Annotated in this window: 26 protein-coding genes; 23 read left to right on the top strand and 3 right to left on the bottom strand. The window is 36.6% G+C overall.

All coding sequences use genetic code 11. The features are described from left to right. The first annotated feature begins 136 nt into the window (after positions 1 to 136). Positions 137 to 616, top strand: a complete 480-nt coding sequence (locus ACQKNX_RS06425; RefSeq protein WP_427428111.1) for a dihydrofolate reductase — start codon at positions 137 to 139, stop codon at positions 614 to 616. A gap of 140 nt (positions 617 to 756) precedes the next feature. On the opposite strand, the gene trhA is transcribed toward ACQKNX_RS06425, so the two are convergent. After that, entirely contained in the window at positions 757 to 1,392 is a 636-nt protein-coding gene (gene trhA, locus ACQKNX_RS06420; RefSeq protein ID WP_427428110.1) for a PAQR family membrane homeostasis protein TrhA, read from the bottom strand. 266 nt (positions 1,393 to 1,658) lie between these two features. Here trhA and ACQKNX_RS06415 point away from each other — a divergent pair, with 266 nt between their 5' ends. From ACQKNX_RS06415 to msrB, 5 genes are all read left to right on the top strand, one after another. After that, positions 1,659 to 2,501, top strand: coding sequence for a DegV family protein (locus tag ACQKNX_RS06415; RefSeq protein ID WP_427428109.1), 843 nt, complete (start codon positions 1,659 to 1,661; stop codon positions 2,499 to 2,501). A 197-nt stretch (positions 2,502 to 2,698) separates the two neighbouring features. Continuing rightward, the gene (locus tag ACQKNX_RS06410) at positions 2,699 to 3,628 is read left to right on the top strand and encodes a GDSL-type esterase/lipase family protein (protein ID WP_340824408.1); all 930 of its coding nucleotides are present in this window, start codon (positions 2,699 to 2,701) and stop codon (positions 3,626 to 3,628) included. 4 nt (positions 3,629 to 3,632) lie between these two features. Continuing rightward, complete coding sequence (locus ACQKNX_RS06405; protein WP_427428108.1) at positions 3,633 to 4,214, top strand: YpmS family protein; 582 nt, start codon at positions 3,633 to 3,635, stop codon at positions 4,212 to 4,214. Positions 4,215 to 4,227: 13 nt separating this feature from the next. Beyond that, positions 4,228 to 4,758: a peptide-methionine (S)-S-oxide reductase MsrA gene (gene msrA, locus ACQKNX_RS06400; protein ID WP_401011854.1), complete on the top strand. Its 531-nt coding sequence runs from the start codon at positions 4,228 to 4,230 to the stop codon at positions 4,756 to 4,758. Next, entirely contained in the window at positions 4,755 to 5,183 is a 429-nt protein-coding gene (gene msrB / locus ACQKNX_RS06395) for a peptide-methionine (R)-S-oxide reductase MsrB (protein ID WP_427428107.1), read from the top strand. The genes msrA and msrB overlap by 4 nt, the downstream gene beginning before the upstream one ends. A gap of 275 nt (positions 5,184 to 5,458) precedes the next feature. Here the strand turns inward: msrB and ACQKNX_RS06390 are convergent, their stop codons facing one another. Further along, entirely contained in the window at positions 5,459 to 7,300 is a 1,842-nt protein-coding gene (locus ACQKNX_RS06390) for a methyl-accepting chemotaxis protein (RefSeq protein WP_427428106.1), read from the bottom strand. Positions 7,301 to 7,574: 274 nt separating this feature from the next. On the opposite strand from ACQKNX_RS06390, the gene ACQKNX_RS06385 reads away from it, so the two are divergent. The 17 genes from ACQKNX_RS06385 (at position 7,575) to ACQKNX_RS06305 (ending at position 22,395) form a co-directional block, all read left to right on the top strand. Next, the gene (locus ACQKNX_RS06385) at positions 7,575 to 7,796 is read left to right on the top strand and encodes a YozE family protein (RefSeq protein ID WP_427428105.1); all 222 of its coding nucleotides are present in this window, start codon (positions 7,575 to 7,577) and stop codon (positions 7,794 to 7,796) included. A 116-nt stretch (positions 7,797 to 7,912) separates the two neighbouring features. Continuing rightward, a complete protein-coding gene (gene deoD / locus ACQKNX_RS06380; RefSeq protein WP_172771600.1) occupies positions 7,913 to 8,620 on the top strand; it encodes a purine-nucleoside phosphorylase in 708 nt (235 codons plus the stop codon). A gap of 734 nt (positions 8,621 to 9,354) precedes the next feature. Continuing rightward, the gene (locus ACQKNX_RS06375; RefSeq protein ID WP_427428104.1) at positions 9,355 to 9,621 is read left to right on the top strand and encodes a ribonuclease domain-containing protein; all 267 of its coding nucleotides are present in this window, start codon (positions 9,355 to 9,357) and stop codon (positions 9,619 to 9,621) included. A 13-nt stretch (positions 9,622 to 9,634) separates the two neighbouring features. Then, a complete protein-coding gene (locus ACQKNX_RS06370) occupies positions 9,635 to 10,099 on the top strand; it encodes a barstar family protein (protein ID WP_427428103.1) in 465 nt (154 codons plus the stop codon). Positions 10,100 to 10,207: 108 nt separating this feature from the next. Continuing rightward, a complete protein-coding gene (locus ACQKNX_RS06365; RefSeq protein WP_427428102.1) occupies positions 10,208 to 10,711 on the top strand; it encodes a hypothetical protein in 504 nt (167 codons plus the stop codon). Positions 10,712 to 11,522: 811 nt separating this feature from the next. Beyond that, on the top strand, positions 11,523 to 11,966 hold the full coding sequence (locus ACQKNX_RS06360) for a hypothetical protein (protein WP_427428101.1): 444 nt from the start codon (positions 11,523 to 11,525) through the stop codon (positions 11,964 to 11,966). A gap of 72 nt (positions 11,967 to 12,038) precedes the next feature. After that, the gene (locus ACQKNX_RS06355) at positions 12,039 to 12,305 is read left to right on the top strand and encodes a hypothetical protein (RefSeq protein ID WP_427428100.1); all 267 of its coding nucleotides are present in this window, start codon (positions 12,039 to 12,041) and stop codon (positions 12,303 to 12,305) included. A gap of 322 nt (positions 12,306 to 12,627) precedes the next feature. Then, positions 12,628 to 13,176, top strand: coding sequence for a hypothetical protein (locus tag ACQKNX_RS06350; protein ID WP_427428099.1), 549 nt, complete (start codon positions 12,628 to 12,630; stop codon positions 13,174 to 13,176). A 495-nt stretch (positions 13,177 to 13,671) separates the two neighbouring features. Beyond that, positions 13,672 to 15,300 carry a PucR family transcriptional regulator gene (locus ACQKNX_RS06345; protein WP_427428098.1) on the top strand — a complete coding sequence of 543 codons (1,629 nt, stop codon included), beginning with the start codon at positions 13,672 to 13,674 and terminating at the stop codon, positions 15,298 to 15,300. A 261-nt stretch (positions 15,301 to 15,561) separates the two neighbouring features. After that, on the top strand, positions 15,562 to 15,747 hold the full coding sequence (locus ACQKNX_RS06340) for a XapX domain-containing protein (protein WP_172771583.1): 186 nt from the start codon (positions 15,562 to 15,564) through the stop codon (positions 15,745 to 15,747). A gap of 72 nt (positions 15,748 to 15,819) precedes the next feature. Next, positions 15,820 to 15,981, top strand: a complete 162-nt coding sequence (locus ACQKNX_RS06335; protein ID WP_172771582.1) for a XapX domain-containing protein — start codon at positions 15,820 to 15,822, stop codon at positions 15,979 to 15,981. Between the two features lie 213 nt (positions 15,982 to 16,194). After that, positions 16,195 to 16,872, top strand: a complete 678-nt coding sequence (locus tag ACQKNX_RS06330; protein ID WP_427428097.1) for a cysteine hydrolase family protein — start codon at positions 16,195 to 16,197, stop codon at positions 16,870 to 16,872. Positions 16,873 to 17,087: 215 nt separating this feature from the next. Beyond that, complete coding sequence (locus tag ACQKNX_RS06325) at positions 17,088 to 18,029, top strand: DUF2877 domain-containing protein (protein WP_427428096.1); 942 nt, start codon at positions 17,088 to 17,090, stop codon at positions 18,027 to 18,029. Then, on the top strand, positions 18,019 to 19,572 hold the full coding sequence (gene fdrA / locus ACQKNX_RS06320) for an acyl-CoA synthetase FdrA (RefSeq protein ID WP_427428095.1): 1,554 nt from the start codon (positions 18,019 to 18,021) through the stop codon (positions 19,570 to 19,572). The genes ACQKNX_RS06325 and fdrA overlap by 11 nt, the downstream gene beginning before the upstream one ends. A 1-nt stretch (position 19,573) precedes the next feature. Next, on the top strand, positions 19,574 to 21,007 hold the full coding sequence (locus ACQKNX_RS06315; RefSeq protein ID WP_427428094.1) for a DUF1116 domain-containing protein: 1,434 nt from the start codon (positions 19,574 to 19,576) through the stop codon (positions 21,005 to 21,007). After that, the gene (arcC, locus tag ACQKNX_RS06310) at positions 21,000 to 21,935 is read left to right on the top strand and encodes a carbamate kinase (protein WP_427428093.1); all 936 of its coding nucleotides are present in this window, start codon (positions 21,000 to 21,002) and stop codon (positions 21,933 to 21,935) included. Before ACQKNX_RS06315 ends, arcC begins: the two co-directional genes overlap by 8 nt. Positions 21,936 to 21,981: 46 nt before the next feature. Next, entirely contained in the window at positions 21,982 to 22,395 is a 414-nt protein-coding gene (locus ACQKNX_RS06305) for a cupin domain-containing protein (protein ID WP_427428092.1), read from the top strand. Positions 22,396 to 22,529: 134 nt separating this feature from the next. Here the strand turns inward: ACQKNX_RS06305 and ACQKNX_RS06300 are convergent, their stop codons facing one another. Then, complete coding sequence (locus ACQKNX_RS06300; protein WP_427428091.1) at positions 22,530 to 23,033, bottom strand: hypothetical protein; 504 nt, start codon at positions 23,031 to 23,033, stop codon at positions 22,530 to 22,532. Between the last annotated feature and the right edge of the window lie 179 nt (positions 23,034 to 23,212).

Here is a 23,212-nt window from a genome sequence, read left to right as displayed (position 1 = left end):
TTATAAACTATTCTTATAAATTTACTATGATTTAACGTCGAAGAAGTAATTTATTTTAATAATGAGCAGAAATATTCCGATAGTAAAGTAAAATTATGTTTATAATAGGATGAATGATATAACTTGGAGGGTATTTATGATTTCATTAATAGTAGCGCATGATAATAATAATGTCATTGGGTACGAAAACGGTATGCCATGGCATTTACCTGGTGATTTACAATATTTTAAGGAAAAAACGATGAGTAAACCAATGATAATGGGACGTAAAACATTTGAGTCGATTGGTAGACCGCTACCAGGACGACGTAACATTGTCATTACGCGTGATGCCAACTATCGTGCTGATGGGGCTGAAATAGTGACTAGTCTCGACGAAGCACTGTCATTAGCAGGTGAAGTACCTGAAATCATGATCATCGGTGGCGAACAAATTTTTAGACTATCAATGGACATAACAGATCGAATATATGCTACAAAAATTAATCATTCCTTTAAAGGGGATACATTTTTCCCACAATATGAAGATGACTTTGTGCTAGTCTCGTCACAACAACCAGTAACAGCACCAGAAGGTTACACATTTCAATATCAAATTTTTGAACGCAAAAAATAATTGTATTTTGGGGCGTTTGCCACTTAGTGGACGTTGTCTGAAGCTGTAGTCTAAATTAATGAGAAAAATCACACGGATTAGCTTATGCCGTGTGATTTTCTTGTTTAACGATACATATTTTTAGTTGAAAAACTTCATTATTATAAATAAAGATACACACAGGCATACATGGAACCACATCCAGCTAACACAAAGAGGTGCCAAATTGTATGATTATAAGGGAGGCTGCGCCAAGCGTAAAAAATAGCGCCAAATGTATAGAAAAGACCGCCAGCTAATAAAAAGGCAAAGCCATTACTTCCTAAGAAAAAATAAATCGGCTTAATGGCAAAGATAATAAGCCAGCCCATACCAATATAGAAAATAAGGGATAGTATTTCAAAACGATTAATAAAAAAGCATTTAAATACAACGCCTAGTAAGGCAAGTGCCCAAATGATACATAATAAAGTAATTCCTAATGTGCCGCCGATAGCGATCAATAAAAACGGTGTATAGGTTCCAGCAATTAAAATGTATATAGAAGAATGGTCAAGAATAGCGAAAAAATATTTGTATTTTTCAGGCATGCTGTGAAGTAATGTTGACATAAGAAACAAGATGATGACAGAAGCACCAAAAATACTAAAAGTAGTAATATACAATGCACTTCCGTTTTGGACGGCAGTTAATATTAAAATAACAAGTGCTGGAATACTTGCAAGTAAGCCTATACCGTGAGTAATGGCATTCCACAATTCTTCCTTCCATGTTTTATAGTCAAATGCATCCACCATTATAAACACTCCCTTCGTTGTCTATTTACTATAGCCCAATAATGAGCGTCTTACTATTTACATTTGTCACATATTTACTTATCTAAAATGTCATGTCGAATTTTAGAGGAAATTGTTAGACAAATTTATTGAAAAAAGGCTATAGTAGCGAAGGAAGTGGAAATGCAAAAGACTTGAAATAGACACTTGAGATGACAAATGTCATGTTTACATATGGAAACATTAGTCTATATAATAATTTCAATGATGTTAAAGGATGTGTCGAAGTGGGACGAATTCATATTGTAACGGACTCAACTTGTGATTTAACAAAAGAAGAAGTAGAGCAACACGGTATACAGATAGTACCGTTAACAATTCAAATTGATGGGAAAACATATATAGATGGTGTAGATTTAGATCCACAACCTTTTTTAGGCTTAATGAAAAATGCGAAAGAATTGCCGAAAAGTTCGCAACCTGCACCAGGGAAGTTTAAAGAACTATATGACGAGCTAGGCAAAGATGGCGACCAAATACTTTCTATTCATATGACTGGTGGAATGAGTGGGACAGTTGAATCAGCTCGACAAGCTGCACAAATGACGGATGCAGATGTAACGGTCATTGATTCTCGTTTTATCGCAATTGGCCTTGCTATTCAATTAAGAGAGGCTATTAAAATGCGTGATGCCGGAGCGACTGTTGAAGAAATCGTCACACGTTTAGACAAGGTGCGTGACAATACACATTTATATGTAATCGTTGACACACTTGAAAATTTAATTAAAGGCGGTCGAATAGGTAAAGGGACAGGATTTATCGGTTCTTTACTTAACATTAAAGTCATTGCGAACCTAGAAGGTGGAGCATATAACCCTGTATCAAAAGTTCGTAGTCATAAACAGGTAGTGAACTACTTATTCAAACAATTCCAAGCCGATACTGCTGGTAAAACAGTTAAGGCTGTAGGTATTTCACATGCAGACGGTTTGACAACAATGGGCGCTCCATTAAAAGAGCTAGTTGAAGGAACAGGCTTTAATGATGTTGAAATCGCTTTTACGTCACCGATTATTTCTACACATACTGGACCAGGTGCAATAGGTTTTATCTATTTTTCAGAATAATTGACAAGAGCTGCTACATAAGTAATTGTAGTAGCTTTTTAACGCTTTATGTGGCTAGTTGTAAAAATCGTATACAGGTATACAGGTAATGTGATGATTATGCTTGGATTTTCTTGATAAACTGAAGCATCGTCACTTTTCATTGTAGCGACAACTAATTATAATAGAACTAACAGTAAATGATGGAAGGTGGTCAAATGGGCAGCTGGCGAATTATTTTGTCATGTTTGATCGTCTTAGTACTAAGTGGTTGTGCAATATCAATAGATGAACCGAATGCACCTGCAGATAAAGAAAGTGAGCAGGCAGAGACGGAGCAAGATATGAGACAGGATGAGCAACAAGCAGAAGAGGAGGCAAAACCTTCTAGTAATGTATTGACGCAAATTTTTGAACATTTTTTTGAACCTTCAGAAGAGAATTTACGGCAAATTGATGATGATAACGCAAAACAACTACATTACTTGGCACTTGGAGATTCACTAACAGATGGTGTCGGGGATGAGTATGGTCAAGACGGTTATGTTGGAAGATTAGCAGATTCGATGCTAGCTTGGACTTCGATTTCAGAAGTGGATGTTGATAATCGAGGAAAAAGGGGAAGACGGAGTGATCAGCTATTAAAATTAATCAAAAAAGGGCATTATGATGAAGAGTTACAACAAGCACAGTTTATTTCCTTAACTATGGGTGGAAATGATGTAATGAAAGTAGTCAAACAGGATCTGTTTAATTTAAAACGAGATGCGTTTGATAAGGAATTATTAACCTATGAGGATCGTTACGGTAAAATTATTGATAATATAAGGGCAAAAAATCCAACCGTGCCTTTATTACTCATTGGATTTTATAATCCTTTTTCGATTGTCACAAATGAGGCAAATGAATTTGATACAATTATTACAGAATGGAATAATGTCATTAAAAAAATTGCAAGTAAAGATTCAAATGCTTGTTATGTCTCAGTTGAAGACTTGTTCGATTCAAATCAAGAACTGGTCTATCATACAGATTTTTTCCATCCTAATGCAAAAGGCTATGATAAAATGACTGAGCGAATATTAGCAGCAATGGAGCAATGTAAAATGGAACAAAAAATTAATAAGGAAATAGGCTTCGAGGAGTGACTAAATGAATAAATGGAAATTCGCATTTTTTGCGTTAGCAGGTATGGTTCTTCTGTCAATCCTCCTCGTCGTTTATTTAGCAACGAAACCAGTAGATGGATATGATTTAGCAAAGAGCTCAGAAAGTGATACTGAAATAACAGGAAATGTACTAGTTGTCCAAACGACTACGAAAGAGTTAGAGTCAATTACGAAGAAATATTTAAAAGACAGTGCAAAAGGCTCGCCACTCCCATTGGATTTTTCCATTGGGGATGATATTGAATTACGAAGTAAATTAACTGTTTTTTATACAGAAATCCCAATTTCAATGAATTTTGAGCCTATTGTCGATGATAAGGGTAATATTATTTTAAAGCAAACTGGGATGAACGTGGGGTTATTAAATATTCCACCGGAGACGACAATGAAAATTATGAGAGATTCGGTGGATTTCCCTTCGTGGATTACTGTTAATCCGAATAAGGCTGAAATTTATATTGACTTATCGCGAGTAAATATTGCATCAGGGTCTCGTGTACGTGCGAAGGAATTAGACTTACCAAACGATAAAATCTTACTAGAAATCATCGTCCCTGGAGAATAAGGAGTGAATATAAATGGCAATGAAAAAGGCAACATTTGCAGGTGGCTGTTTTTGGTGTATGGTCAAGCCATTCGATGAAACACCTGGCATTGAAGCTATAGTTTCTGGTTACACTGGTGGACATGTTGAAAATCCAACATATGAACAAGTCTGTTCGGAAACGACAGGCCACGTAGAAGCGGTTCAAATTACGTTTGATGATGATATTTATTCATACGAGCAATTATTAGCTACATTTTGGACGTTAATTGATCCAACAGATGCAGGTGGACAATTTTATGATCGTGGACAATCCTACACTACTGCCATTTTCTATCATGATGAAGAACAACATGAATTAGCTGAACGTTCAAAGGCAGATCTACAGGCATCAGGTAAATTTGATAAGCCAATTGCTGTGAAAATTTTACCTGCAAGTACATTTTACGCTGCTGAGGATTACCATCAATTTTATTATAAAAAAAACCCAATGCATTATGAACGCTATGCAGTGGGGTCTGGGCGAAAAGCATTTCAAGAACTACACTGGGGGCATAGAAAATGACTAAAGAACAACGATTAAAAGAACTAACAGATATCCAGTACTATGTAACTCAGGAAAATGGTACTGAGCCACCGTTTCGCAATGAATATGATCAACATTTTGAAGATGGCATTTATGTAGATATCGTTTCAGGCAAGCCATTATTTAGCTCGCACGATAAATTCAACTCAGGCTGTGGTTGGCCAGCTTTCTCAAAGCCGATTGCACAAGAACAAGTTATAGAGCATTTTGATACATCCCATGGCATGCGCCGTGTTGAAGTACGAAGCAAGGACGCGGATTCTCACTTAGGACATGTCTTCCCAGATGGTCCAGCAGAGTTAGGTGGCTTACGTTATTGTATCAACTCTGCATCACTTCGTTTTATCCCGAAAGCTGATTTAGAAAAAGAAGGCTACGCTGAATATTTATCATTATTTAAATAATACAAAAGAGTACGTAAGCGAGTTACGGTAAACCTAGGTAAATCGCTGATAGAAGCCAGCGAATCGCCGGAAAGATAGAAGAAATCGCCGATAAAAGTCTTTGAATCGCCGATAAACTATCAGAAAGGCGTGCCGTAGTGGACAACAGTCACTGCAAAAATGTGTTAGGTTGATTGTAGTCAATCTAACACTTTTTCTTATTTGTCCCAACCTTGTTTTGAAGAGAAATTTTGCAAACAAAAAAGAATGCCTCTCTGGGAGACATTCTTTTTTTGTTAAATTTTAAACGCACCGACGACATTGCGTAAACTATCTGCTTGGTGGGCTAGTTCTGTAGCGGCTGCATTAATTTCCTGCATGGATGCAGAACCTTGTGTAGCAGCAGCAGCAGACATCACCGTATTGGAAGCGGTTTGATCAGCATAAGCGTTAATATGCACAAAATCATTTGCTACAGCATTACTATAATCAAGCGTTTGCGCTATTTTATCAACCATTGTAGCAATAATAGTAGTCGTTTCTTTCGTTTGCATTAGGATGTTGGACAATGACTGGTTTGTTTCATTCGTCACTTCGACTCCTCGAATAACTGATGTTACACCTTCATGATTTTGTGTAATAATTGATGCGACTTCATCTTGGATGGACGTCACAATCGTAGTTACTTCTTTTGCAGCCGTTTGTGATTGCTCAGCGAGTTTGCGCACTTCATCTGCTACAACAGCAAAGCCACGGCCATGCTCACCAGCACGTGCAGCCTCAATTGCGGCATTCAATGCAAGTAAATTTGTTTGCTCTGAGATGGCTGTAATGGTACCAATTATAGATGTTATATCTGCTGATTTTCGACCAAGTGCCTCAACTGTTGTAGAGGTAGAAGCAATCGTTTCTTCAATAGATTGCATAACTAATGTAGATTGATGAACTGATCGACTACCTTCATCAGCGGCTTGTTGCATGGCCAATGATGCCCGTTGAACAGCATTCGCCTGCTCATTTAATTGATGCATAGAATGATCTAAATCACTCATTTTTTGTTGGGCACTATTCATACTATTGATTGTATTTTCACTATCACTTGCTATATCTGCACTTGCATCCGCTATATTTTGGATTGTACGGGCATTCTCATCCGCTAATGTCATCAACTCCTGGCTACTGCTTGAGACGTGATCAGCGAGTTCGCTAACACGTTTAATAAGGTTTGAAATTGAAATGATAAGGGTATTCGTAGAGTTAGCAATAATAGAAAATTCATCGTTATTACGTACATGGACACGTCTTGTTAAATCACCACCAGCTTGGGCAATATCAAGAATAGAGTGGTTAATAGCACGCGTATTGTTTTTTAATGATTTAAATAACATAATGCCAAAAATAACGATTGCTATAAGACCGATAATTGAAATAATTAAAAACGTACTGTTTGACAAAGTAACTTGCTTATTCAACGTATTAAGTTTAGCTTTATTGGATTTATCCATTACATTGTTGATGGATTCAATATTTTGATCAATATGCAATTTCATCGTTTCGCCCGTACCTTCGATCATTAGCTTTCGAGCTTGTTCAAGCCCAAGCTCATCACGCATCGTCATGACCTTTTTCGAGTACTCAAGGTAATTTTTATAATATTGACCGATTGCTTGTATATGTCCAAGCTCAACTTGGCGGTCTGCAAATTTTTCTTGTAAAGCAGCTATTTTTTTATTGATAGAATCGATTTTCATTTTGTAAGAAGTAGAATAACTACCATTTCCCGTAATTATATAGGCTTGTTCTAAGTTGGTTAATCTAGCAATTTCATAGGCTAGCTGATTAACGGTAAGTTGCTCCTGTACATTCTTCTCAGTAAAATCTTTCATTTGCTGTTGAAGATTCGTTATATTGTTGTACGACAATATACCCATTGCGGCGGTAATAAAAATAAGAAGAGAGAAAATAATAAGTACTTTGCCGCGAATTAAATGATAAAAACGTTGTCGTTTTTCTGTAGTAGGAGGGAGATTATGCCTACTAACGTTAGAATCAATAGCTTTCTTTCTTTTTAAAAAGCTAGAATCTAAGAGAGACGGGCGTTTTCTCGTTGGTTTACTTGATTTTTTCTTGTTTTTCATCGCCATCACCTTCCTAATTTTTGCAGTATTGTCTACAATTCTATCGTATAATACTAAAAATTTCTATCTTAAATTCACAAAATTTTCATTTTTCAGATAAAAAAGCGTAATATTTTTGCATGACAAAAGTCTAGTAAGGTGAAAAAGACTTTTCGCATTTTCCTTACTAGGAAAAATTACTTAAATAAAAATATGGGCCATTTTATGACGAAATGTATTTTTTTTGATAAACTAGCGGAAAGTAAAAATGACAAGAGGAGGGCACTTTTCAGTTATGAAAAAGAGCTTTTATTTATATGTACTAACATTTCGAGGAGGGGATTGGTCGGATGCTAAAGTTCGCTTTGCCGAAGAAGTATTTCAAGAACATAACTTTCCTAAACAAAGCATAGATTTTGATGAGCTATCTACATATATCGAAACATATGCAACAGATAACTTAACGACAGAAGTATTTGATGAATTATGGGATTTATATATTGAACAAGGTAGATAATATCGGAATACTCTAATTATTCTTTCTTTTAGAGTTGCTAGACGTCTAGCATTGCGTAAATACGTGAAACAAAGTATTATTTATATTGATAACTGACAGAAAAGAGGGATTGCAGTATGAGTATTCATATTAATGCAAAAAAAGGCGAAATCGCTGACACTATTTTACTTCCGGGAGATCCACTACGTGCAAAATACATTGCCGAAACATTTTTAGAAGATGTTACTTGCTATAACGAAGTGCGCAATATGTTTGGTTATACAGGTACGTATAAAGGTAAACGTATTTCTGTACAAGGTACTGGTATGGGTGTGCCTTCCATTTCTATTTACGCAACAGAGTTAATGCAAGAATATGATGTACAAAAATTAATTCGTGTAGGTACTTGTGGTGCAATTCAAAAAGATGTAAAAGTACGTGACGTTATTTTAGCTCAAGGTGCAACAACTGATTCTCGTATGAATCAAATCATTTGGGGCAACAACATTGACTTTGCACCGATCGCAAACTTTGACTTATTATTAAAAGCGTATAATGCTGGGAAAGAAGCAGGTTTAAGCCTTCAAGTTGGTAACATCTTCACAGCTGACCTGTTCTACTCAGATGAGCACCAAAATGAAAAGCTAGCTAAATACGGTGTATTAGCAGTTGAAATGGAATCTGCAGCACTTTACACATTAGCAGCGAAATTTGGCCGTCAAGCTCTTTCTGTCTTAACAGTAAGTGACCACATCATTACAGGCGAAGTAACAACGTCTGAAGAACGTCAAACAACATTCAATGACATGATCGTTGTTGCTTTAGAAGCTGCTATTCAAGAGTAGTTGATATAGCAAGGGTTTAAAGCAAGTAAAAACAATAACAATAAGAGCAACCGACTAAAAAGTGACCATTTTTCAAAATGGAATCGAAAAGTCGGTTGCTTTTTTCTTTAAAGGGATAGGTGCTATAGGCGACAAAAAGGAGGCCATTTACAAGATGTCGTCGAACAAGTTACTTGCTTTTATTTTATTAAGGGTTTGTTTTATATGCGTATGTCCGTATTGTTCTTGAATGATTTTGAAATGTACATTCTTACTATTCTTATAGGAAGCGTAAGTGTGACGTAATCCCTGAAGAGTTAGAAGCGGTAAGTTAAATCTTTTCACAATTTCTTTCCATTATTATACATACTATCTGAGTGTGAAGGGAAACCATTACTTTTCACAAATAATAAGCTTATTGGATTGTTATCATTCTCAAGCATAATTGTCCACAATTTACCTGATTTTCTTTTAAAGTATTTCTGGCTCCTGATGCAGAATATGGATTGAATTATCAAAAGCAATGGATAAATCATTTTTTAAAAGATATACAATAAAAATTATAGATGATTTTGGGGAGGAATATTAGAGAAGCGATAGAAGATAAAGCTTATGCTTTGTTATCTTCTTTTGGTGGTCATATAGATTAATACCAGTTGATGATCTCAATAACAAATGTAAGAAAAATCAGTGGGAATATTAACATTAGATGAGTATTAACTTTACTTTGAAATATAAATCTTCTAAACCATACGGTGTTATTAAGAGGATATGAAGAAAAAGCAAAAAATGTTTTAAATAAAATAAAGAAAAATAAAGGTAAAGCTCCTTCTGGATATGTTGGTGGTAGAATTTTCAAAAATCATGAAGGGAAACTACCTAAAAACACCAAATATAGGGAGTACGATATTAACCCTTATGTTAAAGGCAAAAATAGAGGGAAAGAACGGCTTGTAATTGGTGAAAATGGTTCAGCGTGGTACACTAATAATCATTACGAATCGTTTGTAAGAATTGAGTAGAGGATTGAAGCTAATGGTTGAGATTATGGAAAACTTAAGGAAAAAAAGTAAACCGTTTATACATCAGATTAATGATAAAGATAAATTTAATGAAATTTATAAACTTTTAGATCAAACTTGTAATAAACAAGAAGAAATTTTTTATACAATGATTGAAGGGACATGTTGTTTTAAATTAGAGGGCTTATTTAATGAATTCGCTATAAAGCTAAAATTCCCGGATTATTTTGGTGGAAATTGGGATGCGTTTGATGAGTGTCTAAATGATCTAGATTGGTTAGACTGTCAACAATATATTTTGTTTATTAAAGATTTTGACCATATATTGCCTGATGAAACAGATGAGCTTGAAACATTTATTGAAATTCTAAAACTTACAGTAGATGAATGGACTTCTGGAAGAATGAGTAATTTAGCAAGCTTAGCCACATTTCATATTGTAATTCACAGTGAAAGTGAAAATAATTTATTAAAGTAGATTATATCTTTTACAAAATTAAACAAAAACAAAACATGACAAACTAGATTTTGGTTTGTCATGTTTTTTTTAGACTGTTCATTCCATCTGATAACCGGTAAAAAATATGTGCAATATTTTAAGTTCAAACATGCATTAAGAAATTTTAATAGTGATTTTCCACAATCTCTTCTGGTTATTTCTGGACTTTATTTACCTGAATGTGATGAAAATTGGTTTCCTAATTGGATGGATAAAATCAACGGATTTCCACTCTATCTTTTCATAGAAGTAGAAGATTATATAGCTAAAGAATTTGATTCATTTTGCATTCAATATTCTTTTAAACCTCAAAACTTTAGAGGTAAGTTTAAAATTATCGAAATTGAAAATGCAGAAAAATTTAAACTGATGTTTTCTTTAGCAATAACAATAGCATGTGCAGGAGAAGTTGTGATGTGGGCTACTCATAAGAATATTTTTTCCAGTAACAATCAGAGTATTTTTGTTATTGGACATGATTGTGAAAACACCCTTATTTTATCGAATGATTCTAATTTAAAGAACACTAAAGAAATGATTAAAACCTTTCCGAAAGATACAGACTATGAAGGAATATACGTAAATGAGTAGTTGTTTATTATTTATTAGAGGCAAAAGTTCCAAAACATAATAGTAGAAGACTAATATAGGAATAGCAGTAACCTAGATACGATTTATTAAAGTCATGAGCAACAAGTGGCATTTTTGTATAAAGAAGGGGAACTGGACCTTAAAGGATAGCTGTTGATTGGACTGGACTGGGACAAGTGAATTTGTAATAAAATATAGAGATATTACTACAAATTATTGTTTTATAAAAACAGAAAGACCACTCCATATAGGGTGGTCTAAATGATTTTTATAAAAGTATAAATGGCGACTTTGGGCGACCAAAAAGCAACCAACATTGTAAATTTGGATAACTTTTTTAATAGTTAAGCACTTTAAGATGTAATTTATAAAGCGCAAAATGTTGTTAAATCAAGGCATTTGAAGTACCTTGTTTTTTTAAAAAGTACCCCAAATTCAACGATATGATCGTTGTAGCTTTAGAAGCTGCTATTCAAGAGTAGTTGATATAGCAAGGGTTTAAAGCAAGCAAAAACAAAAACAATAAGAGCAACCGACTAAAAAGTGACCATTTTTTAAAATGGGATCTAAAAAGTCGGTTGCTTTTTTCTTTAAATGGATAGGTGCTATAGGCGACAAAAAGGAGACCATTTGCAAGATTTCATAGAACAAGTTATGAGTTTGAAATCCTCTTAAAATCACATAAAGATAGATAAATAACATAGGAAAAAACTATTGTCTTTGTAGTATTAATATTTATGATAGTTAAAATGATTTGTATGTAAAATATTGTATAATAAGATACAGAATTAGAGAAATAGGAGTTGGTTTGTTGTCTAAAAAAATAAATGTTCGGTTTGTCATCTTGTTAATTTTTGTAATGTTTTTAATAGGCTGTATAAATAAAGTTCCGAATAAGTTTGATGTAAAACAACTCACTAGGATAGATATTGAAGAGGTTAATGCAGATGGAAGCTATGGAGAACCTGTAATGATTACTGATGAAAAAACAATGGAAATCATAAGAAAAATATTTAAACAAATTAAATGGAAACCGAATGTAGAATCTAAAATGGCTAGAGAAAAAGATGTAAAGGCAACACTATTTTATAAGTATGATGAAAATATGCCTGAACGATTATTTGAATATCAGATTTGGTTCGATCAAAATAATGATACAGCAACAATTATTAGCAATAATGAAAAAGAAGGCTATGGAAATTTAAATAAAGAAAATGCACAGGCATTAGAGAATATTTTACGAGTAAAAGAGTAGGGAATCTCTACTCTTTTATTTTTGATTTTTTAAATTTGAATTCTATTTAACCTAGAGGTGTCAGAAAATGAGTTGCTTGAACAAACTTTATTTACCAGATATTTTTTCTATCTCGACGAAACTTATTCAGATTTTATCATGTATTCAAAAATAGATAAAATTGAAGGGATAGATGGCGATACAAGAAGACATATCGCTAATGCAAGTGCGTTAAATTATAGTGCAGATCATGGTCGCGCTCCTTATGATAGAATCCATATCACATTGACTGATACTCCAGAAAATAGTGTTAATATAAAGAAAAGAGTACTTTGGGAAAAGAAAGTGCCACTACAATGAAGACGGGAGGGTTAAAGCATGTTGTTGAACTCAAATTGTATAGAGATAATAAAGTTGTTTATAAATCCTTCTGCCACTCCCGTGAAAGATCGTAATAAACTTTCATTTTCTGTTGTGTATTGTTATATGTGACATGGGCAGCTAACGGTGCAGTATAGTAGAAGAAGGGGAAATTGGAAGCAATGTAGAATATAAGGATTACTACAGAGCCAATAGTTTTACCTCGGCACAACGGTAATATTAGAAAAAAGTTCTTTCAAGGGGTCACTACGATTTCATCATGTTGGATCCCTTGAAAGAAGCGAAAGGAGTGGATATACGCATGAAAGAACCATCTGAACTACTCATTGAAATGCTTGGCCAACCGTATAATCCCAGGAATGTTCAAGCTTTGCTGCAATCATTCGGTGTCAAAAGAATGCCATCACCGAACAGCTATTTTAAAGACGATATTATCTGGTCTGTGAAAACATCAATCCGTTTTGATATTTATCGCCCACCAAAAATAAATGATCTGACTGGACTCAACTATACAAATCAAGATGAATGGATCATTGGTGCCATACATTTTCTTGCGCCCGGGTCGGATGATAGAATTAAAGCTCCGTTTTCCGGAAAGCTTCCAAAGGGAATTACGATGAGCTCAACACCAGAGCATTCGATAAAGGCATATGGTCAACCTGAAATGGATGAAGAATGTAGCTGGCCTGGATTTTCCGGTCGAATTTTGGCATGGCGCAAGCCGGGCTTAAATCTCGTAATTGAATATGCGGACAGTGAAATCGGTAGCGTGATGAGAAGCTACACGGTCTGTCTAATTGGCTGCATAGGCGCATGGCGGGACGATAATCGCGAAGTCTTTGCTCCCTGATAAAAGGTCGACATCACCGCGGCTGTGGATGGCAGTTTAGTACTCTCAAAAGAATGGCATTGCTAATCAAACTTCATGAAAGAATATAATCACCTGCCATTTTTTGTGGTGAATGGAGTTCAGTAGTAAAACAGTGGGAGCAATTAGTGAATGCACTAGAAACCGAATTTAATTAATAGAATCAGCATTGACCAAGAGGGCTTATTTAATAGGCATCTTGGTTTTTTTATATATAAAAATGACAACAGCTAAAAAAGATTTTTTAGTAGAAAACTAGCTTAACCACCATTAATGATGAAGCATGGTCCGTCTCCATATTCGTGGTATAATTAAAAAAATCTTGTTTCTCACAAGGTATATATTAATGAAATTTTCTGGGCGGTGAATTCATTTTTCATTCAATCACCGCAACCATCCATAATAAAACTGTCACGAAAGCATTTGACATAAAAAACGAAAATACGGGAACATTCTTCCCTCGTTTGGAGTGATATTATGTTTATTACTATATGTGATGTATTGAAAATGGAGAGGTTCGAAAACGTAGAAGTGATGGCTGGCCATTCTGGTTTGAGCCGGAGAGTAGAAAACGTGTATTTTATGGAAGTTCCTGATATTTACGCATATATCGATCAAAACGGATTACTGCTCACCACATTATATCCTGTTGCGGATAAACCCGCGCTTATTCAAACATTGATTCCGAAATTGGCTGAAATGAATCTTGCAGGGATTGCCATTAAGCCAGGAAGATATGTCGCTGAAATTCCAGAAATTATGGTGAAACAAGCAAATGAACTTGGGATTCCATTGCTGAAACTCCCTAATGATGCAAACTTATCGACACTTGCCAATCAGGTACTAACAAAGTTTTTAGACGTAAAGACCTCACTTTTAGAATTCCGGAATAAGATGCATCAGCAATTGCTAGAGTTATTATTGGAAGGCACTGACGTAAACAAGTTCATTCATTCTATAGCTAGTCTTGTAAACGCACCTGTTCTGCTTCTTAACAATGATTTTGATTATGTTGGGTCGTCTATACAAAAAGAACACGAAATATCAATTCATCGCAAGCCATATAATTCGAGCTCGAGCAAGAGCACATTTTCAGTTCAAGTGGGTAATGCTTTTTATGGAAAAAATGACATTTTTATTCAGTGCATTTACGCTGGAGGCAACGAGTATGGCTTTTTAGTCGTTTTGTTGGATAAAGAAAAAAATCTGACAGAGGACATGATTATTGCCATCGAACAGGCATCCTTTATAATTGCTTTTTTATTTCAAACAGAGCAAACATTGCTTCAAAAAGAAAGGAATCATTTAAGCAGTTTTGTCAGGGATATTTTTCATAATCAATATTCCTCTCAAACCGAAATGATCGAAAAAGCGAAAGTGTTTAAATGGAACTTGCAATTCCCATTTGTCTTGGTGAGCATCAAAACAAATGAGAAAGAAAGCGAAAAGAAATTAGCAATATTCCACAAAATGCTCGATTCAGGTCTGATTGAAAGGTCTGCTTCAAAAATTGTCGATGTTCCTATAGAAAATTGCAAGGTTCTTTATATTAATGACTCTTTAGTATGTTTTATTAGTCTCGTTTCAGAAAATAATGTTCGGCAAAAACTCCAAAATCTTGGGGATGTGATTCTTTCACAGTTTGAGAAGTACGGTAATCTTGGGGTCAGCATTTCCGATACAGTGCACCGTTTTAACCAGATTAAAGAGTATTATGACAATTCAACATTAGTATTTCAAGTGTATAAAGAAAACTTACAAAAACAATCCTATGTTCATTTTTATGGTGATATCGGTTTGTTCCGCCTTTTTCATTACGTTGAGAATCTTTTCATACTAGAAGATTTCGTAACGGAGAAATTAGGGAAAGTGTTCGAATATGACAAAAGGAAGAATACTAACCTTATAGAAACCCTCAGGTACTACATTAAAAACAATACAAATGTGCAAAAAACATCAGAGGATATGTTTGTTCATTATAATACGATGCGCTATCGGATAAATAAGCTGAAAGAACTTGGAATAGACGGGGAGGATGGATTTGAATTAACAGAAATCGCATTGGCTTACCAATTGCATCAATACTTGCAACTGAAAAAAGGGTAAGGGTGGGGGAACTCCCAACTGACTTCACTTTAGACATTGTCTACATGACAATGTCTTTTTTTTGTAAAAAAGACGTTCCGCTTTGTAGGAAGTTGCCAATTAAAAGTGAAATAAATATCAACTTCTTACAATGATTAAACCGCTTTCAAGTGCTATTATTTAGGTATTAAAGGATGGAGGTAATCAATATACAGCCGCCATAGAAACAAGATTCAAGTAATAGGTTTCTGTTTACACTTTGGGATACAAGGAGTGTTTAAAATGCGTGACTATCTTTTGTCTTTAGCAGGTGGTTTGATTGTAGGCATTTTATTTTCATTAGTTAAGTTGCCGTTACCTGCCCCTCCGTTAGTTGGAATATTTGGAATGGTAGGTATATTTTTAGGAGGTGTACTAATGGATTCTCTTTTCAAAGCTCTTAAAGAAAAGAGAAAGGTGAGTACATAAAAAAATTAAAAGTGTTTGATTGGTTGCTATGTTTTTTGATAAATACATCCCATTTAAAAAGGAGCAAGTAAGATGTTGCAGATCGTTCTGTCTTTAATTGGAGGTTTACTAGTAGGCATATTATTCAAATTCATCAAGCTGCCGGTTCCGGCGCCTCCTCTTATCGGAATTGTCGGGGTAATAGGAATCTTTCTTGGCGCAGAGTTAGTAAACGCTGTCCTTCATCTTTTCTAAAGAAGACATTAAATCCTCCTTCCTTTATTGTATAACCGGTTAAAAGAATAGTATCAGTTATTAACGTATGGAAGTTTGTGTATACCTCAAAATAATGGACTATAGTTTTTTCTGTATTTTATTCAGTTCAACAAAAAGAATCTTTGTAAAAACAAATTAAGAGTAATATCCAAGATTTATCTATTTTAAATTACATTTGAGAGGGAGATTTACATGAGTAAAGTATATACAATAGATGCGAAACCTTATAGTTTTGAATTTGAGTTAGAAAAAACTGCTCTAATTATCATTGATATGCAGCGTGACTTTTGTGCACCTGGCGGCTTTGGCGAGAAACTGGGAAATGATATTACGCTAACACGCTCCATCATTCCTACCACTCAGACAGTTCTGGAAGCTGCACGTGAAAAAGGTTTGATGGTGATTTATACCCGTGAAGGGCATCGCCTAGATCTATCGGATTGTCCGCCAAGCAAACTGAAACGCGGCAGCAAGCAAGGTGCAGGTATCGGTGATGAAGGCCCAATGGGAAGAATTCTTATCCGAGGTGAATATGGCCATGATATTGTGGACGAGCTAAAGCCTCTTGAAGGCGAGATTGTTATTGACAAGCCTGGGAAAGGCGCTTTCTATCAAACAGACCTTGAAGTGATTTTGAAAAATAAAGGCATTACACATTTGCTTGTCGCTGGCGTAACGACGCATGTCTGTGTTCAAACAACAATTCGTGAAGCGAATGACCGTGGATTTGAATGCTTGCTGCTCGAAGATTGCTCAGCGGCATTTGATCCAAAAGACCATGAAGATTCCATTCACATGATCAACCAGCAAGGCGGTATCTTTGGGTGGACAGCAACTTCTCAGAATCTGCTTGCTTCACTAGGTAAATAAGGAAAGCAACTTTCCACCAGAAAAATCCATGAAATTTTCTATTGAGGGCATGCTCTATTCCCATGTCCATAGCATGCCCCTATATACCTCTCAAACTCATTCTGCCCCATGATGATAAGTAAGAAGTCCGAAAATATCTACCTATTGTTGTATATAGGGAGAGCAATTCTCGGTCGTTTGCTGAAATTGTCAATCTTGAAAATTTGGTGATATCAATGGTTAGAACTTATACAAGTAAAATCAATCAAATGGACGGCCGTCTGCTTGAATGGTTACGCCACCAACCGATTGGCGAACAAATCGGAGCAATCCACAGTATTTTCGATAAGGTGGTCAATTTCATAACCAATGACGGCACTTTGCTATTTTCATTGGCAAAAAATGAGGTGATTCAATCACCAGGAATGATGAAAACCTTAGAAAATGACCTTTTTTCTGAGATGTGTTCAACTTTAAAGTCGACTAAAGAAATTTATTTAGTAGATTATAATCTTTTGAAAATTAGCGATTGGCAATGGGACTTTTCAAATGCGGCGGTTTGGAACAGAGGTATTAAGGCGGGCTGCCAAGCTAAGCAAGAGCCAACTTGTTACCACTTGTCGCTATTGAACCATTTCATTCTAAACAACGGAGCAACGGAAGGGATTTTTCCGGCATGGAAAAGTTTTACTTATCCAGATTGGGAAGTTCCTACTGCCACACGGAAGGATTTCTACTTTTCCTCTTTCCTGGAGGGGTTAAATCAGCTAAATCAGGAAATAAAGGCAGATAAGCTCGATACGTTTTTTTTAAAGTTTGCCGGTCTTGGGATCGGGCTGACGCCAGCAGGCGATGATTTTCTAACAGGGTTGCTGGCAACTTGGAAGTATTTTGAAGCCCCTCTTTACAAGAAAGTTGAAAGCTGTAGCGCCGAGTGGCTACAGAAGTTGAAAGGAAGAACAACCACTGTTAGCTATTTTATGTTAAAGCAATGCTTGGAGGGGCAGCTTAATGAAGCCTTGCTTGATGTATTGAACAACATGGATAGTGATCCAATTCCTCATTTACAGCGAGTATTAAAAATTGGATCTACCTCTGGGACGGATATGTTGACTGGTGTCAGCGTGGCATATCAACAGCTTATAGACCATAAGGAGGAAATACATAATGGCATCTAAAGTATTGATAGAAAGGAACGCCTATCATGACTCGGTAACGCTAATGTCACTGTCCAGCAAAATGAGTAGTATCGAAGGTGTCGAACAAGCAGTTATCTCGATGGCGACCCAAATGAACAAAGAATTGCTGGAAAACATTGGACTGCTGACAGATGAGGCAAAAGTAGCAACGGCAAATGATTTGATTATTGCCTTGATTACAGATACAGATAAGCGTGCAGAGGAAGTGATGGAGCTCATCTATATGGAATTAACAGCTAAGAAGGAAAAGAAAGGGAAAGAAAATAATCATACAGCGAAAACTATAAATTCAGCATTGAATCTAATGCCGGGAGCTAATATGGCAATTATCTCTGTTCCTGGGAAATATGCTGCACGCGAAGCGAATCAAGCCTTAAAGAAAGGCATGCACGTCATGCTGTTCAGTGACAATGTTAGTATCGAAGATGAAAAAGTGTTGAAGGAAACAGGTAGAGACAATGGGTTATTCGTCATGGGACCAGATTGCGGGACAGCAATTATTAATCGCAGCGGACTTTGCTTTGCCAATAAAGTAAGTGAAGGAGGTATTGGTCTAGTCGCAGCCTCCGGTACTGGTCTACAAGAAGTGACAGTGCAAATCGACCGCCTCGGGTTTGGCATTACACAAGCGATTGGCACAGGTGGTCGCGATCTCCATGAATCAATCGGCGGTATTATGATGCTTCAAGGGCTTAAAGCATTGGAGAACGATGAGAAGACGAAGGTCATCACATTAATTTCCAAGCCGCCTGCCCCAAGTGTTCAGGACAAAATTCTTGCAGCAGTGAAAAAATGTAAAAAACCAATAGTGGTCTGCTTCCTGGATGGAGATGCAAAAGCAGTAGAGGCAGCAGGAGCAACTTTTTCACCAACATTAATTGATGCTGCCCGCAAGTCTGTTAAATTGCTTGATCCACAAGCAGTAATTGAAACGGAAATTACGGATGGTGTTCAAAGATGGATCACTGCAGAAAAAGCAAAATTAGATGATTCCCAACAGGACATTCGCGGATTATTTTGCGGCGGTACGCTGACGGCAGAAGCATTGTCAATTATCCGATCTACAGGAAAAACTGTCAAAAGCAATGTAGCAAAGAAAGTGGAAGAGAAGCTTAGCGATATTACCTATAGTGTAGGCCATACGTTGCTGGATATGGGGGATGACGAATTTACAAAGGGTAAACCTCATCCGATGATAGAGCCCTCACTTAGAAATGAACGGATTCTTCAAGAAGCAAAAGACCCAAAAACCGCTGTTATATTATTGGACTTTGAATTGGGATTTGGTGCTCATGAAGATCCAGTAGGTGTGACGCTAGATACGATTAAATTAGCAAGGGATGTGGCAGCACAAGCAGGAAGGTACTTGCCGGTCGTTGCCTATATTTGCGGAACTTCTAAAGATAAGCAAGATTATCAGCAGCAGCAAAAAAAACTTCAATCTGTTGGTGCTTATGTAGCTGACAGCAATGAAATGGCAACGAGAATTGCAGCAATGCTTGTGCAAAAGGAGGTCAATTAAATTGAGTACGCTAAATGAGCTTTTTAATCAGCCATTACGAGTGATGAACATCGGAACGTCCAAATTTAAAGAAGATTTGGACCTGCAGGGCATCGAAACAATCCAAGTTGACTGGCAGCCCCCAGCAGGAGGCAATATTCAGCTACTCAAAGCATTAGATTTCTTTCAGGACAATGAAAAAGTGGAAAAGGCAAACCAGGAAGCCATTCAACGCATTAAGGATGCTCATCCTTTCTTAATCGATATTGAGCGGGCTATCGAAGTCATTCCACGTATGCACAGCAAAAAAATACTGCACTCTGGACCTCCCATCGCCTGGGAAAACATGGCTGGTCCAATGCAAGGTGCAATTATCGGAGCGCTCATTTTCGAAGGAATGGCAGCGAACGAGGAAGAAGCGAGAGCATTAATTAATGCAGGAGAAATTGAATTTGGCTCATGCAATGAGCATTCAACAGTTGGGCCAATGGCGGGCATCGTCTCGCCATCCATGCCAGTGCATGTCATTGAAAACAGAAGACATGGAAACAGAGCATATTGTTCGATTAATGAAGGTCTAGGCAAGGTATTACGTTTTGGTGCTTTTTCCAGCGAAGTAATTGATCGGCTAAAGTGGCTGCGCGATGTTTTTGCCCCTGCATTGAAAAAGGCTCTTGTGCTAACAGGTGGAATTGATTTGAAATCCATTACTGCTCAAGCTCTTCATATGGGGGATGAATGCCATAATCGCAATAAGGCGGCAACAAGCCTTTTCTACCGGGAAATTGCTGATTATTTTATGCAAATCGATATCGAGACTGACACATTACGGGAGGTCTTGCGTTTTATCCAAAACAATGAACACTATTTCTTAAATCTGTCGATGCCAGCATGTAAAGCTGCACTTGATGCAGGACATGGTGTTCCATATTCCACTGTTGTCACGACAATGGCCAGAAATGGTGTGGAATTTGGCATTGGCATTAGTGGGCTAGGTGAAAAGGAATGGTTTACAGCACCTGCAAACTTTATCAAAGGTTTATTTTTCCCAGGGTATTCTGAGGAGGAGGCAACTCGGGATTTAGGAGATAGTGCCATTACAGAGACGATGGGAATTGGCGGATTTGCGATGGGCGGTTCCCCTGCGATTGTTCAATTTGTTGGAGGCGAGGTAAAAGACGCAATTCAATATAGCGAGCAAATGTATGATATTACGATAAGTGAAAATAGCAATTATTCCATTCCAACTTTAAACTTTCGCGGAGCTGCCTTTGGAATTGATGTTAGAAAAGTAATTGAAACAAACATTCTACCAGTCATTAATACAGGTATAGCACACAAAGTAGCTGGAATCGGGCAAATTGGCGCGGGCATTGTCCATCCTCCTATGGAATGCTTCGAAAAAGGCTTCCTGCGTTTCTATGAAGTTTATGGAGAGGGCGCTGTAAATGAGTAGAATATTAATAGCTCTAGGAGGAAACGCTCTTGGTTCTACGCCCCAGGAGCAACAGCAATTAGTATACGATGCGGCAAAGCCGATTGTCGATTTAATTGAACAAGGTCATGATGTAGTTATTGCCCATGGAAACGGGCCGCAAGTCGGTTCTATCAATCTTGCATTTGAAAAAAGCTCGAAGGAACATGCTAGCATTCCCAACATGCCATTTGCTGAGTGTGTGGCAATGAGCCAAGGGTATATAGGCTACCATTTGCAAAATGCAATTCAAGAAGAACTGTTAAAGCGCTCCATCAATAAATCAGTCGCAACGATTGTCAGTCAGGTGGTGGTTGATAAGAACGATCGCGCCTTTCAAAATCCTACAAAACAGATTGGTACCTTTTATTCAAAAGAAGAGGCACAAAGATTAATGGCTGAAACAGGTGACATTTATATTGAGGATTCCGGCCGCGGCTATCGCCGGGTTATCCCATCGCCTGTTCCTATTAAAATCGTTGAAAAAGATATTATTCAAGACTTGGTGAATGCAGGACGCATTGTCATTGCTGTTGGTGGCGGAGGTATTCCGGTAGTCGAGGCAAACAATCATTCCTTAATCGGCGTGGAAGCGGTCATTGACAAAGATTTGGCAAGTAGATGCTTAGCTGATGAGTTGAATGCAGACTTTTTGTTCATTTTGACAGCTGTTGAAAAAATCGCGATCAACTTTGGTAAGCCGAATCAGCAAAACCTTGATCATTTATCTGTTGACGAGGCGGAAAAATTGATTAGAGAAGGGCATTTTGCGCCTGGAAGTATGCTTCCTAAAGTCCAGGCAGCTATTTCATTCGTCAGAGGCAAGCAAGGCAGAAAGTCGATAATCACCTCGCTAGAGAAAGCAAAGGATGCAATCCTTGGAAGGACAGGTACCGTTATTTTCGACTAAACGAGTATCGCACGGACATGAAAATATCATATAAGGAGTGATTGGAATGACCGAAAAAAAGACGAAGGTGAAAATTGGTGATGAATTAAAGTGGAATGTATTTACAGAGCACCGCAAAGTCCATCATCATGAGCTCCTAAGTGCCAAAGAGTCGGATGAACTAGGTGTAAGTGTCAGCTCGGTCTTAAGAGAACGCATTGAGGTGGGTGGAGCCGTCTTGCCCCATTATCACGACGTGGCTGAAGTGATTCATATTACAAAAGGAAAAGTAAAACTCCTACAAAACGGTGAATGGAAGTCCTATAAAGAAGGTGACACATTCCTAGTTCCAAAAGGAGTCGTTCACTCTGTTGCTAATGACGATGTCGAACCTACCGAACAAATAAGCATCTTCATACCGGTTCATGAAGGAATCCATAACGAAAATTTCACATCACATATGGTAGATGTAGAAAATTAAATTCATCAATACCAAAAAGGGCAATTCCCAAAAATAGTCGGGATTGCTCTTTTGTTGTGACGTGCATGGCGATTGGCTAGACGGTGAAAAATCGTTTTAAAATGGATTGGCGCCAAATTCAGAATAGCCCTCATTTAATCTTTAAAAAAAGTAGGAAGTCCAACTTCTCTTAATAGGTCATTAAAGTTATATTGATGCACTTCTAGTCCTGAGTCAGTTAGCACTTCTCTAAGAACCAAGTACAATTGCTTTTCAATCAAACTAAATTGTTCTGTATTATTTAACTGGATTAAATAATTTACTATTACATTATATAAAATTGGAAACTCATGTTTAATCGCCTCTCTATAATCAATAAACGTTCTAATATAATCTTCAACATTATAAATGCTGTCTTTAGACGAATTGTATATTTGATTTTTATTTGGGTGAAAAATAATGCTTGAGCCCATTAACCAATTACCCAAACCAGCAGTAAAGATTAGAAGAGAATACTTCCTGACTTCGAAATCCGGATGTGAAAAGTATTGATAATACTCATCATAATTATCTTCATCCCAATTTTTAGCTGTATCAAAAAATCCAATTTCAATTCCTTCTAAAATACTCTTTGCCTTGTCAACTAAAGTCGCTTTCATATAAAACTCCTCATTTCTTATATTATTGGAAAGCCACTAAAAATATAATAATCTATTCTAAAATAGATTCACCATCAACTGTAAAAACCTTGGAAGATTAGAAAACTCATTAATTAGGGTTTTACAAGCCAAGGTATCCTTTTGTTAAAGAAAAAACCGCTCATTACACCATACTTTTA

The organism is Lysinibacillus sp. NPDC093712, assembly GCF_050280025.1.
In the GTDB taxonomy this organism is placed as follows: Bacteria; Bacillota; Bacilli; order Bacillales_A; family Planococcaceae; genus Lysinibacillus.
The sequence above is the reverse complement of the archived record's forward strand: the minus strand, read 5'-3'. Positions and strand labels throughout refer to the sequence as shown.

Coding starts and splice junctions, on each gene's coding strand:
- arcC (WP_427428093.1), top strand. CDS start 21,000: ATGAGTAGAATATTAATAGCTCTAGGAGGAAACGCTCTTGGTTCTACG.
- ACQKNX_RS06425 (WP_427428111.1), top strand. CDS start 137: ATGATTTCATTAATAGTAGCGCATGATAATAATAATGTCATTGGGTAC.
- deoD (WP_172771600.1), top strand. CDS start 7,913: ATGAGTATTCATATTAATGCAAAAAAAGGCGAAATCGCTGACACTATT.
- ACQKNX_RS06305 (WP_427428092.1), top strand. CDS start 21,982: ATGACCGAAAAAAAGACGAAGGTGAAAATTGGTGATGAATTAAAGTGG.
- ACQKNX_RS06345 (WP_427428098.1), top strand. CDS start 13,672: ATGTTTATTACTATATGTGATGTATTGAAAATGGAGAGGTTCGAAAAC.
- ACQKNX_RS06340 (WP_172771583.1), top strand. CDS start 15,562: ATGCGTGACTATCTTTTGTCTTTAGCAGGTGGTTTGATTGTAGGCATT.
- ACQKNX_RS06300 (WP_427428091.1), bottom strand. CDS start 23,033: ATGAAAGCGACTTTAGTTGACAAGGCAAAGAGTATTTTAGAAGGAATT.
- ACQKNX_RS06390 (WP_427428106.1), bottom strand. CDS start 7,300: ATGAAAAACAAGAAAAAATCAAGTAAACCAACGAGAAAACGCCCGTCT.
- ACQKNX_RS06370 (WP_427428103.1), top strand. CDS start 9,635: ATGGTTGAGATTATGGAAAACTTAAGGAAAAAAAGTAAACCGTTTATA.
- ACQKNX_RS06325 (WP_427428096.1), top strand. CDS start 17,088: ATGGTTAGAACTTATACAAGTAAAATCAATCAAATGGACGGCCGTCTG.
- msrB (WP_427428107.1), top strand. CDS start 4,755: ATGACTAAAGAACAACGATTAAAAGAACTAACAGATATCCAGTACTAT.
- ACQKNX_RS06335 (WP_172771582.1), top strand. CDS start 15,820: ATGTTGCAGATCGTTCTGTCTTTAATTGGAGGTTTACTAGTAGGCATA.
- ACQKNX_RS06410 (WP_340824408.1), top strand. CDS start 2,699: ATGGGCAGCTGGCGAATTATTTTGTCATGTTTGATCGTCTTAGTACTA.
- trhA (WP_427428110.1), bottom strand. CDS start 1,392: ATGGTGGATGCATTTGACTATAAAACATGGAAGGAAGAATTGTGGAAT.
- msrA (WP_401011854.1), top strand. CDS start 4,228: ATGGCAATGAAAAAGGCAACATTTGCAGGTGGCTGTTTTTGGTGTATG.
- fdrA (WP_427428095.1), top strand. CDS start 18,019: ATGGCATCTAAAGTATTGATAGAAAGGAACGCCTATCATGACTCGGTA.
- ACQKNX_RS06350 (WP_427428099.1), top strand. CDS start 12,628: ATGAAAGAACCATCTGAACTACTCATTGAAATGCTTGGCCAACCGTAT.
- ACQKNX_RS06330 (WP_427428097.1), top strand. CDS start 16,195: ATGAGTAAAGTATATACAATAGATGCGAAACCTTATAGTTTTGAATTT.
- ACQKNX_RS06385 (WP_427428105.1), top strand. CDS start 7,575: ATGAAAAAGAGCTTTTATTTATATGTACTAACATTTCGAGGAGGGGAT.
- ACQKNX_RS06405 (WP_427428108.1), top strand. CDS start 3,633: ATGAATAAATGGAAATTCGCATTTTTTGCGTTAGCAGGTATGGTTCTT.